Source organism: Streptomyces sp. NPDC000345 (genome assembly GCF_042898825.1).
Lineage (GTDB): Bacteria > Actinomycetota > Actinomycetes > Streptomycetales > Streptomycetaceae > Streptomyces.
On sequence record NZ_JBIAZE010000017.1, the window covers coordinates 170,052 to 184,037 of the forward strand.

The window sequence follows — 13,986 nt, forward strand, 5'->3', positions numbered from 1 at the left end:
CCCCTGGCATCCTCGGGAGGGAATGGCGATGACGGACAGTCCGGCAGAGGGTCGGAAAGCCGCTCCGGCGGCGCCCCAATTGCGGCTGGACGAGCTGCTGGAGGGCCTGCAGGCGCAGGTGGCCCAGGTCCGCGCCACCCGGGACCGGGTGCACACGCTGCTCGACGCGGTCCTCGCCATCGGCTCCGACCTGGACCTCGACGTCGTTCTCAGACAGATCACCGAGTCCGCGGTGTCCGTCGTGGACGCCCGCTACGGGGCACTGGGGGTGCTGGGTGAGGAAGGACGGATCAAGCGGTTCATCACCGTGGGGGTGGACGAGGAGACCATCAAGGAGATCGGCCCCTACCCCGAGGGCCACGGCATCCTGGGGCTGCTGATCCGGCACCCGGAGCCGCTGCGCCTCGCGGACCTGGGCCGGCACCCCGACTCGGTGGGCTTCCCCGAGGGACATCCGCCGATGACGACGTTCCTGGGGGCGCCGGTACGGGTGCGCGACAAGGTCTTCGGAAACCTGTACCTGACCGACAAGCGCGGCGGCGCGGAGTTCGACGACGAGGACGAGGCCGTCCTGCGCACCCTCGGCGCCGCGGCCGGCGTGGCCATCGACAACGCCCGCCTGTACGAGGACACCCGCCGCCGGGAGCAGTGGCTCGCGGCGAGCAGTGAACTGACCCGCAGCCTGCTGTCGGGCACCGGCACCGGCCAGGTGCTGCAGCAGATCGCCGTCACCGTCAGGACCCTGTCCGGCGCCGACCTGGTGACGCTGGCGGTGCCGTTCGAGGGCACCGAGGAGCTGGTGATCGAGGCCGCCGACGGTGTGGGCGCCGAGCGGGTGCGGGGGCTCGTGCTGCCCGCCACCACGCTGGCGGCGAAGGTCTACCACTCCAATGAGCGGATCACCAGCGGCGCGCTCTCCGACGAGCCGCAGGCGGGCGGCGGCTCCGCGGCGCAGATCGACCTGGGGCCCGGTTTCCTGCTTCCGCTGGGCGGCGGCGAGCATGTACGCGGAGTGCTGCAGGTCGCGAACCTGCCCGGCGGCACGGAGTTCTCCGAGGCCGTCATGACCATGATCGACGGTTTCGCCGACCAGGCCGCGCTGGCTCTGGAGATCGCCGAGCACCGGCGCGAGGCCGAGCACCTCCTGGTGCTGACCGACCGGGACCGCATCGCCCGCGACCTGCACGACCTCGCCATCCAGCGGCTGTTCGCGTCCGGGCTGACCCTGAACTCCGTCATCGGCCGCATGTCCGACCGGCCCGAGGTGGCCGAACGCGTCCAGCGGGTGGTCGACGACCTCGACGACACCATCAAGACCGTGCGCAGCACGATCTACGCGCTGCACGAGCGCGACCGCTCCGACGGGCGCGGCGGCCTGCGCTCGAAACTGCTGGCCGAGACGGACCAGGCGACCGAGGCGCTCGGCTTCGCCCCGGCCCTGCGCATGACCGGCCTGCTCGACACCGACGTACCCGCCGAGTACGCCGAGCAGGTGCTGGCGGTGCTGCGCGAGACGCTCTCCAACGCCGCCCGGCACGCTCGCGCCACCGCCGTGGACGTCACCGCCGAGACCGACGGCACCCGGCTCCACCTGCGGGTCGCCGACAACGGGTCCGGCGTCGACCCGGCCGTCACCCGGCGAAGCGGCCTGGACAACCTACGCCGGCGCGCCACCGACCTCGGCGGAACCTGCACCGTCGCGTCGAACGATCCCACCGGCACCGTCGTGGAGTGGACGGTACCGCTGCGGCCGCAGCGGACCGTCTGAGCGCGGCTGACGAGCCGTCGGCATCCGGGCGCCGGGCCGGCCGGCTGTGGTCGGTCGGCGGCCAGGCGTGGGACCTGTCCGCCACCGTCTCCGCCTTCACCGGCGTCGCGCTGTTGCTCGTCACCGGTGTTCTGACCTGGGGCGATCTCGTCGCGGAGAAGGCCGCCTGGACCACGCTGGTGTGGTTCTCCGTCCTGGTGATGATGGCCGGGCAGCTGCAGGAGCTGGGCGTCATCGGCTGGTTCAGCGACAGCATCACCGACGCCACCTCGGGGATCGGCTGGCAGAGCGCGTTCGTCGTGCTGACGCTGGTCTACCTCTTCTCCCACTACCTGTTCGCCTCCAACACCGCACACGTCGCCGCGATGTACGCCGCCTTCCTCGCGGCCGCCACCGCCACCGGCGCGCCGCAGGTGATGGCCGCCCTGGTCCTCGGCTTCATCAGCTCCCTGTACGGCGGTCTCACCCACTACGCCTCCGGCCCGGCCCCCGTCCTCTTCGGCGGCGGCTATGTCACCCTCGCCGAATGGTGGCGCACCGGACTGATCGCCGCGGGCGCCGACATCGTCATCTGGATGGGCGTCGGGTCGCTGTGGCTGAAGGTCCTCGGTCACTGGTGATCCCGGCCTTCCGGCCGCTCAGGACCCCGTCCGCTCCCAGCCGCGGTGCGGGGCCCTGGTGCCGAGCCGGACGTCACGGCTGCGGTAGACGATGTACGGGCGGGTCAGATAGCCCAGCGGCGCGGTGAGCATGTGCACGAGCCGGGTGAACGGCCAGAACGCGAACAGCAGCAGCGCGCTGACCGCGTGCACCTGGAACAGCACCGGGGCGTCGGTCATCAGGTCGGGGTCGGGCTGGAAGTAGAAGATCGAACGGAACCACGGGGAGATGGTCTCGCGGTAGTCGTATCCCCCGCCGACGATGTTCGCGGCCACGGTCGCCGCCAGGCCGAGCCCGATGGTCAGGGTCAGCGAGACGTACATGGCCTTGTCGTTGCGGGTGGTGGCGGAGAACACCGGTCCGACCGTGCGGCGCCGGTAGACCAGGACGGCGAGCCCGCCGAGCGTGGCGACGCCGGCGATCGTGCCGAGGACGACCGCGCCGACGTGGTACGTGTGCTCGCTGATCCCGGCCGCTTCCGTCCAGCTCTTGGGGATCAGCAGGCCGCCGACGTGGCCGAGGGCGACGACCAGGATGCCGAAGTGGAACAGCGGGCTGCCGATGCGCAGCAGCCGCCTCTCGTACAGCTGGGAGGAGCGGGTGGTCCAGCCGAACTTGTCGTAGCGGTAGCGCCAGACATGACCGAGGACGAAGACCGCGAGACAGACGTAGGGCAGGGCGACCCAGAGCAGGATGCCGCCCGTTCCGGTCTCGACCGCCAGGGTGACGGGCTGCGCGGGTGCGGTCATCGCGGGCCTCCTGCGACGGGATCGGGCGGGAACTGCGGTGCTGCGTACGGGTCGAGACCGACCTGCTCCTCCGGCGGGCCCTGGGCGGCGAGGCGCATGACGGCTTCCCGTTCGTCGCCGCCGAGGGCGGGCAGGGTGGCGGAGACGGAGTCCAGCACGAGGGCCCAGGGCGAGCCCTCGTCGCCCAGGGCCAGCCGCAGGAGCTCCAGGCCGGCCCGGTGTTCGGTGAGCAGGCGGGCCCCGGTGGCCGGCTCGGCGGCGGCGAACTCGAGAACGACGGCGAGGTGGTCGGGCAGTTCGTCGTCGCTGAGCCGCCAGCCGGCCCCGGCGTAGGTCTGTTTCAGCCGCAGCAGGCCGATGCCGCGCTTGCGGGTGTCGCCGTGCGCGTAGTACGTCAGGTAGAGGCAGCAGCGTTTGCGGTGGTCGAAGGTGGCGACGTAGGCGGCCGCCAGGTCGACGGGAGCGGCCCGGGCGGCGAGTTCGGTGAAGCGGAGCAGGGGGCGGGCGACCGGGTCCGGCAGGGTGGCGGCGACCCGGCCGGCCAGCTCCAGGTGCTGTCCGAGCCGTTCGCCGGGGTAGGCGAGCAGCAGCGACTGGATCTGCCAGGCGTTCGGGTGCCAGGCCTTGGTGCGGGGGGTGCGCGTGGTCTTCCGTTTCACGGCTTCGGCTCGCCCTCCCCGCCGTTGTCCCCGCCGGTGGGTCGGCCGGGGAAGAGGCCGGGTGGGGAGCCCTTGCCGTCCCAGTTGAGGAGGTTGACCCGGGTGGCCCGGTCGGTGGGCGCGGCCGGGGTGTCGGAGGTCTGGCGGTCGCGCAGGGCGTGGAAGTTCTCCACGGCGATCGGCGCGGCGCCACCGGACGCCTCGCCGAAGGGGCCGGAGCCGCCCATGCCGGGGCCGCCTTCGTAGTCGAGGCTGCACTCGGTGGCCAGTTCCTCCAGCTTGTGCGCCTGTTCGGCGTGGGCGGGCGGGATGACGTACCGCTCGTCGTATTTCGCGAGGGCCAGCAGCCGGTACATGTCGTACACCTGCTCCCCGGTCATCCCGACCGCCTCGGGGATGGTGTCGTCCGGCTCGCGGCCGAGATTGATGTCACGCATGTACGCGCGCATGGCGGCCAGACGGCGCAGGACGGCGTCCACGGGTGCGGGGTCGCCCGAGGTGAAGAGCTGGGCGAGGTAGTCGACGGGGATGCGCAGGGCATCGACGGCCGCGAACAGGTTGCGGTGGTCCTCGGCGTCCTCGCCGGTGTCCCGGACCGCGTCGACCACCGGGGACAGCGGGGGGATGTACCAGACCATCGGCAGGGTCCGGTACTCGGGATGCAGCGGCAGCGCCACCTTGTAGGTGTTGATCAGGGCGTGGACCGGGGAGCGCCGGGCGGCCTCGATCCAGTCCCGGGGGATGCCGGCCTTCTCCGCCGCGGCGATCACATCCGGGTCGTTCGGGTCGAGGAAGACCTTGCGCTGGGCTTCGTACAGGTCGGTGTCGTCGGGGGTGGTGGCGGCTTCGAGCACCTGGTCGGCGTCGTAGAGGACCAGGCCGATGTAGCGCAGCCGGCCGACGCAGGTCTCGGAGCACACGGTGGGCAGGCCGACCTCGACGCGGGGGAAGCAGAAGGTGCACTTCTCCGCCTTGCCGGTGCGGTGGTTGAAGTACACCTTCTTGTACGGGCATCCGGTCACGCACATCCGCCAGCCGCGGCAGCGGTCCTGGTCGACGAGGACGATGCCGTCCTCGGTGCGCTTGTAGATGGCGCCGGAGGGGCAGGATGCCGCGCAGGACGGGTTGAGGCAGTGCTCGCAGATGCGCGGCAGATAGAACATGAAGGTCTGCTCGAACTCGAACCTGATCTTCTCGGAGACCTTGTCGAGCAGGACGTCCTTCTCGCTCGTCGCGGCGGATCCGCCGAGGTCGTCGTCCCAGTTCGCCGACCAGGAGATCTTCATGTCCTTGCCGGAGATCAGGGACTTGGGGCGGGCCACCGGGGTGTGCTCCTGCAGCGGGGCGTTGGTCAGGGTCTCGTAGTCGTACGTCCAGGGCTCGTAGTAGTCGTCGAGGGTGGGCAGCACCGGGTTGGAGAAGATCTGGATCAGCTTCTTGAAGCGGCCGCCGGCCTTCAGCGCGAGGTTGCCGCGCTTGTTGAGTTCCCAGCCGCCCTTCCAGGTGGCCTGGTCCTCGTAGCGGCGCGGATATCCCTGTCCGGGGCGGGTCTCGACGTTGTTGAACCAGACGTACTCGACGCCGGTGCGGTTGGTCCACGCCTGTTTGCAGGTGACCGAGCAGGTGTGGCAGCCGATGCACTTGTCGAGGTTCATCACCATCGCCATCTGGGCCATCAGACGCATCAGTACTCCACCTCCTGGTCGGCGCGGCGGCGGATGACGGTGACCTCGTCGCGCTGGTTGCCGGTCGGGCCGAGGTAGTTGAAGGCGTAGGAGAGCTGGGCGTAGCCGCCGATGAGATGGCTGGGTTTGATCAGCAGGCGGGTCAGGGAGTTGTGGATGCCGCCGCGGCGGCCCGTGGTCTCCGTGCGGGGCACGTCGATCAGCCGGTCCTGGGCGTGGTGCATGTAGACGGTGCCCTCCGGCATGCGGTGGGAGACGACGGCGCGGGCGGCGACCACACCGTTGCGGTTGACCGCCTCGACCCAGTCGTTGTCCGTCACCCCGGCCTTGGCCGCGTCCTGGGTGCTCATCCAGATCGTCGGTCCGCCCCGGGACAGCGACAGCATGAACAGGTTGTCCTGGTACTCGGAGTGGATGGACCACTTGTTGTGCGGGGTGAGGTAGCGCACGGTCACCCCGAGTTCCCCGACCTCGCCGAGGCCCGGTTCGCCGAACAGGGCGTGCATGTTCAACGGTGGCCGGTAGACCGGGAGTTGCTCGCCGAGCGCGGTGATCCAGTCGTGGTCGAGGTAGAAGTGCTGGCGCCCGGTGAGGGTGTGCCAGGGCTTGAGGCGCTCCACGTTGACGGTGAACGGCGAGTAGCGGCGCCCGCCGGTCTCCGAGCCGGACCACTCCGGGGAGGTGATGACCGGGACGGGGGCGGCCTGGGTGTCGGCGAAGGTGATCCGCTTGCCCTCGTGCTCGGCGGCCAGGTCCGCGAGCCGGGTGCCGGTGCGGGCCTCGAGGGTGCGGAAGCCCTGGGTGGCCAGGTGCCCGTTGGTGGTGCCGGACAGCGCCAGGATCGCCTCGCAGGCGTGCGTGTCGCGGGCGATCGACGGCCGGCCGTCGGCGGCGCCGCCGCGTACGACGCCGTTCTTGTGCCGCAGGTGGTCGAGCTCCTCGCCGACGTGGAAGGTGACGCCCTTGGTGGTGGCGCCCAGGGTGTCCAGCAGCGGGCCGAGCGCGCCCATCTTGTCGGCCACCGCGCCGTAGTCGCGCTCCACGGTGAGCAGTTTCGGCATGGTGCGTCCCGGTACCGGGTCGCACTCCCCCGCTTTCCAGTCGAGCACCCGGCCGTGCGGGGTGGCCAGTTCGTCCGGTGTGTCGTGCAGCAGGGGCGCGGCGACCACGTCCTTGCGCACCCCCAGATGGCCGGCGGCCTGGCGGCTGAACTCCCGGGCGAGCGTGTGGAAGGCGTCCCAGTCGGTGCGGGTCTGCCACGGCGGGGCGATGGCCGGGTTGAAGGCGTGCACGAAGGGGTGCATGTCGGTGCTGGACAGGTCGTGCTTCTCGTACCAGGTCGCCGCGGGCAGCACCACGTCGGAGAAGACGGTGGTGCTGGTCATCCGGAAGTCGAGTGTCAGCAGCAGGTCCAGCTTGCCCTCGGGCGCCTCCTCCCGCCACACCACGTCCTTCGGCCGGGCGTCCGGCGGGGCCTCGGCGGCCCGTACGGAGGAGTCCGTGCCCAGCAGGTGCCTGAGGAAGTACTCGTTGCCCTTGGCCGAGGAGCCCAGCAGGTTGGCCCGCCACACGGTCAGCACCCGGGGGAAGTTCTCGGGGGCGTCCGGATCCTCCCCCGCCATCCGCAGCCGCCCCGCCTTCAGTTCCGCCACCACGTGCTCGGCCGCCGTGCGCCCGGCGCCGTCGGCCTCGTCGGCCAGGTCGAGGGGGTTGCGGTCGAAGGTCGGGTAGGAGGGCATCCAGCCCATGCGCGCCGACTGCGCGATCACGTCGGCCGTGGTCCTCCCCGCGAACGGGCCTCCCGCGCCGGCCGCCGCCAGGGTGTCGGCCGAGAAGGGGTCGTAGCGGAACTGGTCGGCGTGCAGGTACCAGTAGGCGGTCTGGATCATCTGCCGGGCCGGGCGGCTCCAGTCGGAGGCGGTCGCGATCGCCGAGTAGCCGGTGATGGGGCGGACCTTCTCCTGGCCCACGTAGTGCGCCCAGCCGCCGCCGTTGACGCCCTGGCAGCCGGTCAGGGTGGTCAGGGTGAGGAACGCCCGGTAGATGGTGTCGGAGTGGAACCAGTGGTTGGTGCCCGCTCCCATGACGATCATCGAGCGGCCGCGGGACTCCTCGGCGTTGGCGGCGAACTCCCGCGCGATCCTCGTCGCCTTCCCGGCGTCCACCCCGGTGACGGCGGCCTGCCACGCGGGGGTGTACGGCTCGTCCGCGTCGTCGTATCCCGTGGGCCACCGGCCGGGCAGGCCGGCGCGGGGCACCCCGTACTGGGCGAGCAGCAGGTCGTACACGGTGGTCACCCGGCGCCCGGCCACCCGGCGGACCGGTACTCCGCGCGTCAGCCGGCCCGCGCCGCCGTCGGGGGCGTCGAAGCGGGGCAGTGCCACCGCCACGGGCGCCTCGTCGCCGCCCTCCGCGGACAGCAGGGGCCGGGTGTCGCCGAGGTCGAGGTTCCACTTGCCGGCGCCGGCCTCGCCGTAGCGGTCGCCGAGGGTTCCGTTGGGGACCACGGGATGCCCGGTGTGCGCGTCCAGCAGGACCGTGCGGAACTCGGCGTGCTCCGTCGCGGCGTGCTCGCCGCCGAGATCCGCGGCGGTCAGGAACTTGCCCGGGGTGAAGGTGCCCGGCTCGCCGTCGGCCTCGTCGAGGGTGACCAGGAACGGCAGGTCCGTGTATTTCCGCACGTAGTCGGTGAAGTACGGGGTGGGCCGGTCGACGAAGAACTCCTTGAGGATCACGTGCCCCATGGCCATCGCCAGCGCCCCGTCGGTGCCGGGGCGGGCCGCGAGCCACTCGTCGGCGAACTTCACGTTGTCCGCGTAGTCCGGCGACACGGCGACGACCTTCTGGCCGCGGTAGCGGGCCTCGGCCATCCAGTGCGCGTCCGGGGTGCGGGTCACCGGCAGGTTCGAGCCCCACATGACGAGATAGCCGGCGTCCCACCAGTCCCCGGACTCCGGTACGTCGGTCTGGTCCCCGAACACCTGCGGCGAGGCCACCGGCAGATCGGCGTACCAGTCGTAGAAGGAGAGCATCACTCCGCCGAGCAGGGAGTAGAAGCGGGCGCCCGCCGCGTGGGAGACCATCGACATCGCGGGGATCGGGGAGAACCCGGCGAGCCGGTCCGGGCCGTACTCCTTGATCGTGTGCACATGCGCGGCCGCGACCATCTCGATCGCCTCGTCCCAGCTCGCGCGGACCAGGCCGCCCTTGCCGCGCACCTTCTTGTAGCGGCGGGCGCGCTCGGGGTCGGAGACGACGTCCGCCCAGGCGGCCACCGGGTCCCCGAGGCGGGCCTTCGCCTCCCGGTACATCTGCAGCAGCACGCCGCGCACGTACGGGTAGCGCACCCGGGTGGGCGAGTACGTGTACCAGGAGAAGGCCGCTCCGCGCGGACAGCCCCGCGGCTCGTACTCGGGACGGTCCGGGCCGACCGACGGGTAGTCGGTCTGCTGCGCCTCCCAGGTGATGATGCCGTCCCTGACGTACACCTTCCACGAGCACGAACCCGTGCAGTTCACGCCGTGCGTGGACCGCACCACCTTGTCGTGCGACCAGCGGTCACGGTAGAACTCGTCCGCCTGCCGGCCGCCCTTCCGGTGCAGGGTGCGCAGGTCCTCGGAGACCTCCGCCCTGGTGAAGAACCGGCGGGAGCGCACCAGCGCCTCCGCCAACTCGCCGTCCCAACCTGGCCGTGCCCGTTCCGGGCTGGTCTCCGTGCTCACGCGACACTCCGCTTCCGGGCGTGCGGGCCCGTTCGAGTCGTGATCGGTTCTGGCCGGATCCGACTCTACGACCGCCGTCCCCCGAAAGGTCAACCGTCACGCCGTCAACACGCGCACACCGCCCGAGGAGTCCCCCGGCCGGTCCGCCTGTGCCGGTGGGCGGCCGGGGGGCCGTCAGACGGCGGGGCGGGACAGCGCGCTGCCCGCTCGGGCGCGGACCGCCTCGACGGCTTCCCACTGCTCGGTCGACAGGGTCGCCAGCGAGGCCGGGAAGACGCCGTCCTGCTCCTTGAGGATGTGATCGCGCAGCAGGTCCAGCACCTCCAGCAGCCGGTCCGGCCAGGACGGATCCTCCGGCACGCCGTCCGCCGCCTCGGCCAGCACCGCCTCGACACGGCGGTGCTCGGCCTCCAGGGCGGCGATGTGGTCGGGGAACTCCACGGCCATCGCGGGGAACAGTCCGTGCTCCTCCACCCGGGTGTGCGGGGTCAGGACGGCGGTGATGCGCCGGGCGAGTCCGGCCATGGCGGCGGTGTCCCCGTCGCGCCGGGCGTCGCGGACGTGGCTGATGAGGGTGACGACCGCGTCGTGCTCCCGGGTCAGCTCGTCGATCGTGGCCACCGACTGGCAGCCGCAGTACTCGCACATCGAAGGTCTCCGGTTCCGCTGTTCCGGTTCAGTGGGAGGGGGCGGCGGGGGCGCGGCGGGTGAGCGCGTGCCGCACCCCGGTCTCGGTGAAGGTCAGCGCCGCCGCGGCGACCACGCCCAGCAGGACCAGGCCGATCGCGTACGAGCCGTAGGCGCCGTAGAGCGAACCCATCACCAGCGGCGGTACGAAGCCGCCCAGACCGCCCGCCGCACCGACGACACCGGTGACCGAGCCGACCTTGTTCGCCGGGGCCATCAGCGCCACCAGGGCGAACACCGCGCCGCTGGCCGCGCCCAGCGCGGCGGCCATGGCCAGGAAGGCGATCGTGCCCACCGGCGCCAGAGACGGCGTGAAGGACTGCGCGACCGCTCCGGCCAGCACCACCGCGAGCGTGCCGGCCAGCACCCGGACCGGTCCGACGCGGTCGGACAGCCAGCCGCCGATCGGGCGCATCGCCACCGCCAGCAGCACGAACCCGGCCATGCGGTTGGCCGCGTCGGCCTGGGTGAGTCCGTAGCCGGTCTTGAGGTAGGTGGGCAGGTAGACGGAGAAGGCGACGTAGCCGCCGAAGGCCACCGCGTACAGCGCGGACGCCTGCCAGGTGACGCCCAGCTTGAGGGTGGCCGCCAGACGGCGGGTCAGCGGCTCGGTCGGCACGGTGCGTCCGGGGGCGTCCCGCAGCACCAGCGCCGCCACGACCGCGTACGCCGCGAGCACGGCCGCGGTGATCAGGAACGGGGTCGACATGCTGTTCGCGTCGACCAGCTTCACCGTGGTGAGCGCGCTGATCGCGGTGCCGCCCATGCCCATGCCGAAGACGCCGATGGCCATCCCCCGCCGGGCCGGCGGGAACCAGGCGTTGACGAAGGGCACACCGACGGCGAAGGCGGTGCCGCCGATGCCGAGGAAGAACCCGCCGACCAGAAGTGCCGTCAGCGAGGAGTGCCCGGCCAGGCCCAGATAGAGCACCGGCACGATGGTGGCCGCCGACACGATCGGGAACATGACCCGCCCGCCGAACCGGTCGGTCAGCGCGCCGACCGGGATGCGGCCCAGGGAACCGACCACCACCGGCACCGCCACCAGCAGCGACTGCTGGAACGACGACAGGTCGAGGCTGTCCTTGAAGCGGGGGCCGAGCGGGCTGAGCAGCGCCCACGCCCAGAAGTTCACGGCGAACCCGACGGTGGCCAGGGCCAGCATCAGCCAGGCTCGGCCGGGTACCGGGGCACCCGAAACCGCCCTGTCGCTCTCCGACGTCGACGACCGGACCATGGTGTCCGTCCCTTCGCTCTCACTCACGGTAGTCCTGTGACACGGGGTCGCACGGCGACCGCGGACCCTGTCCGCGGACCGGCACCTCCTCCCCCACTGTCCGCGCCCGGACAGCCCGGCGGGATGGGCCAAGGGTCCCTGCCCCCGGCCGGACGGTCCCCGGGGGCGGGATCCGTCCGTCCCCTCTCCTCGCGGCCGTGCCCCTCGTGGCGCGTGCGGAAAGACGCGGTCGGCCGGAGGGCGGCTCGGTCCCGCGGGCAGGGCGACGTCGGCCGCAGGGCGCAGGGCGGCTCGGTCCCGCGGGCAGGGCGACGTCGGCCGCAGGGCGCAGGGCGCCTCGGTCCCGCGGGCAGGGCGACGTCGGCCGCAGGTCGCAGGGCGCCTCGGTCCCGCGGGCAGGGCGACGTCGGCCGCAGGGCGGCTCGGTCCCGTGGGCGGGGTGCGGTCAGGCGGAGTAGGCGGTAGGCGCGCCGGAGGGTGCCGGCCCGGCACCGGCGCGTGACACGGTGGGTGCGGACGCACGCGGGGTGCGGCCGCCTTCGTGGCCGTAGCCGAACCGGATCAGCAGCTGGGGGCACCGCCGGCTCGACCCGACCGTCGCCGCCCGCAGATCCGTCCACTCCATCGCCTGGTGCAGCATCGAGGTGCGCACCCCGTGCGCCGTGGCGGTGAGCAGCACGTGCTGCAGCGCCTCGCCCGCCCGCAGCCAGTCCTCGCGCCGGTCCCGCACCGTCCACAGCAGCGCCACCTGGGCGTGACGTTCGAAGCGCAGTGCGGGCAGCTGCGGCACGGGCAGACGGCCGGTGAAGTCCCGCATCGGGATCCGTCCCGACGCGTCCAGCGCCCCGAGAGCGGCCACCGGGATGCCGTAGGGGGTGTCCCTGCCCGGGGCGGTGAGCCAGGTGCGCGCCTCGGCCGTGCGGCCCGGGTGGGAGGCGTTGCGGAGCTCGCCCGCGTGGGTCAGGTGCAGCAGGCGCCGGGTGCCCAGGATGTCGGGCACCTCCAGGTGCGCACCCTCCGCACGGGCCGCGCCGATCATCTCCGTCACGACCGGTTCCGGCACCGGGCGGCCGGTGAACGGCATACGGCTGGTGTGACGGCGCTCGATGACCTCGTACAGGTGCCCCAGGGGGTCCGGGCCGTCCTCGCCGGGCCGGGTCAGCTGCACGGTGGCCAGCAGGTCGGGATCGTCCGCGGCGGGCACCAGCCGGACCAGCGGCTCCCAGCCCAGATGGGCCGCGGCCACCCGGAGGTTGAAGACCGCCGCGCCCACCGACAGGTGCTGGGCGCGCTGGTCCGGATCGGTCACCGGCAGCGTCCGCCTGCCGTCGGCGCGGACCTCCATCGTCAGGGTGACCGGGTCCAGCCCGAACCGCCAGGGCTGCGTGTTGTGGATCGACGGCGCCGCCACCGCCGCGGCCAGCAGGGACTGGACGGCTGTGGCGTCGACTTCCCGGGTCTGCATGACGGCTCTCCTCCTCGCGGCTCTCCCCTGTACCGCCCACCTTCCGTTGTCCCTCCCCGCGCGGGGAGGGTTGACCGGCCCCGGCCGGTACGCCATACGGCCTCACCCCCTCGCCGGACGGCGCCGGGGATCCCACGGCCCGCTCGTCCGGCCCGACCTGCCCGGTCATCGGGGGACCGACGCCACACGACCCCGGGCCGATAGGCCCTACTGCCGCGTACGTCCCCGCTGACACCGTGGCACCAGGTCGCCGCCGGCGGCCTCAACCCCTTCACCAGGAGGTCCTCGCCATGCCCCGCACCGTGACCGTCGGAGTGGACGGCTCCCCCGAAAGCCTCGCCGCGATGCGGTGGGCCGCCCGTGAGGCGGAACGGCGGGACCTGCCGCTGCACCTGGTCCACGCCTGGGACTGGCAGCCGCAGGCCCAGCCCGTGCCCGACGACGCGGCACACCGGCACTGGGGCGGGCGGGTGCTGCGCGAGGCGACCGAACAGCTGCACGCCCTCCACCCCGACCTGCGGATCACCTCCGAGCAGGTGCCGCAGCCTCCCGTGACCGCGCTGCTGTCGGCCTCCGCGAACGCCGACCCGCTGGTCATCGGTTCCCGGGGCCTGAGCGGTCTCGCCGGCTTCCTGGTCGGTTCCGTCGGGCTCGCCGTGGCGGCGCAGACCGAACGGCCCGTCGTGCTCGTGCGCTCCGGCGCCCGTCCCGAGGACGAGCACCAGCCGGACGCCGACGGCCGTGCGTCGGCCGCCACGCCGTACCGGGACGTCGTCCTGGGCCTGGACCGCGAGCACGCGGACGAAGCGGTCATCGGCTTCGCCTTCGACGCCGCGGCCCGCCGCACGGCCCGGCTGCGCGTGGTGCACGGCTGGAGCCTGCCGCCGTACCTCGCCTACGGCCTGCCCGTGGACCCGGTGCTCGACGTGTCGGTCCGCGAGGAGACGAGCGCCATCGAGGCGGTCCTGGCTCCGTGGCGGGCGAAGTACCCGGGCGTGGAGGTCGTCGAGCAGTCCGCGGTCGGCGACGCGGGCGGCCATCTGGTGGACGCCGCGGCCGACGCCTCGCTGGTCGTCGTCGGCCGGCGCGTCCGCCGCACCCCGGTGGGCACCCGCATCGGGCCCGTCGCCCACGCCGTGCTGCACCACGCCGCGGCGCCGGTCGCGGTGGTCCCGCACGAGTGAACGGGCGGGCGGGTCCCGGCGCGCGCCCCGCGGGGATGCGCGCCCCCGCCGGGGGACCCGACCCCCCTCGGTCCCCGGGCGGGTCCGTCCGGGGACCTGCCGCCCCCGCCGCCTCACCCGTCGGCTGATTCCATGGGCACCACACCGCCCCCCGATCACTCCGGCGCCGC

Annotated in this window: 10 protein-coding genes; 3 read left to right on the top strand and 7 right to left on the bottom strand. The window is 72.8% G+C overall.

The features are described from left to right. Positions 1 to 28 precede the first annotated feature (28 nt). A complete protein-coding gene (locus ACFY30_RS32520; protein WP_390848727.1) occupies positions 29 to 1,768 on the top strand; it encodes a GAF domain-containing protein in 1,740 nt (579 codons plus the stop codon). Next, positions 1,732 to 2,388 (top strand): anion permease, encoded by a 657-nt coding sequence (locus ACFY30_RS32525; protein WP_390848728.1) that lies wholly within the window; start codon positions 1,732 to 1,734, stop codon positions 2,386 to 2,388. Before ACFY30_RS32520 ends, ACFY30_RS32525 begins: the two co-directional genes overlap by 37 nt. Positions 2,389 to 2,406: 18 nt before the next feature. Here ACFY30_RS32525 and narI read toward each other — a convergent pair whose 3' ends face one another. The 7 genes from narI to ACFY30_RS32560 all read right to left on the bottom strand — a co-directional run bounded on the left by narI (position 2,407) and on the right by ACFY30_RS32560 (position 12,632). Then, entirely contained in the window at positions 2,407 to 3,177 is a 771-nt protein-coding gene (narI, locus tag ACFY30_RS32530) for a respiratory nitrate reductase subunit gamma (protein ID WP_390848729.1), read from the bottom strand. Continuing rightward, positions 3,174 to 3,836 carry a nitrate reductase molybdenum cofactor assembly chaperone gene (gene narJ / locus ACFY30_RS32535; RefSeq protein ID WP_390848730.1) on the bottom strand — a complete coding sequence of 221 codons (663 nt, stop codon included), beginning with the start codon at positions 3,834 to 3,836 and terminating at the stop codon, positions 3,174 to 3,176. The genes narI and narJ overlap by 4 nt, the downstream gene beginning before the upstream one ends. Beyond that, entirely contained in the window at positions 3,833 to 5,521 is a 1,689-nt protein-coding gene (gene narH, locus ACFY30_RS32540; RefSeq protein WP_390848731.1) for a nitrate reductase subunit beta, read from the bottom strand. The genes narJ and narH overlap by 4 nt, the downstream gene beginning before the upstream one ends. Continuing rightward, the gene (locus tag ACFY30_RS32545) at positions 5,521 to 9,243 is read right to left on the bottom strand and encodes a nitrate reductase subunit alpha (RefSeq protein ID WP_390848732.1); all 3,723 of its coding nucleotides are present in this window, start codon (positions 9,241 to 9,243) and stop codon (positions 5,521 to 5,523) included. Before ACFY30_RS32545 ends, narH begins: the two co-directional genes overlap by 1 nt. A 174-nt stretch (positions 9,244 to 9,417) precedes the next feature. Further along, complete coding sequence (locus tag ACFY30_RS32550) at positions 9,418 to 9,891, bottom strand: hemerythrin domain-containing protein (RefSeq protein ID WP_390848733.1); 474 nt, start codon at positions 9,889 to 9,891, stop codon at positions 9,418 to 9,420. Between the two features lie 28 nt (positions 9,892 to 9,919). Further along, positions 9,920 to 11,167, bottom strand: coding sequence for a nitrate/nitrite transporter (locus tag ACFY30_RS32555; protein WP_390848758.1), 1,248 nt, complete (start codon positions 11,165 to 11,167; stop codon positions 9,920 to 9,922). 445 nt (positions 11,168 to 11,612) lie between these two features. Further along, the gene (locus ACFY30_RS32560) at positions 11,613 to 12,632 is read right to left on the bottom strand and encodes an Acg family FMN-binding oxidoreductase (protein WP_390848734.1); all 1,020 of its coding nucleotides are present in this window, start codon (positions 12,630 to 12,632) and stop codon (positions 11,613 to 11,615) included. Positions 12,633 to 12,922: 290 nt separating this feature from the next. Here ACFY30_RS32560 and ACFY30_RS32565 point away from each other — a divergent pair, with 290 nt between their 5' ends. Then, complete coding sequence (locus tag ACFY30_RS32565; RefSeq protein WP_390848735.1) at positions 12,923 to 13,816, top strand: universal stress protein; 894 nt, start codon at positions 12,923 to 12,925, stop codon at positions 13,814 to 13,816. The last annotated feature ends 170 nt before the right edge of the window (positions 13,817 to 13,986 follow it).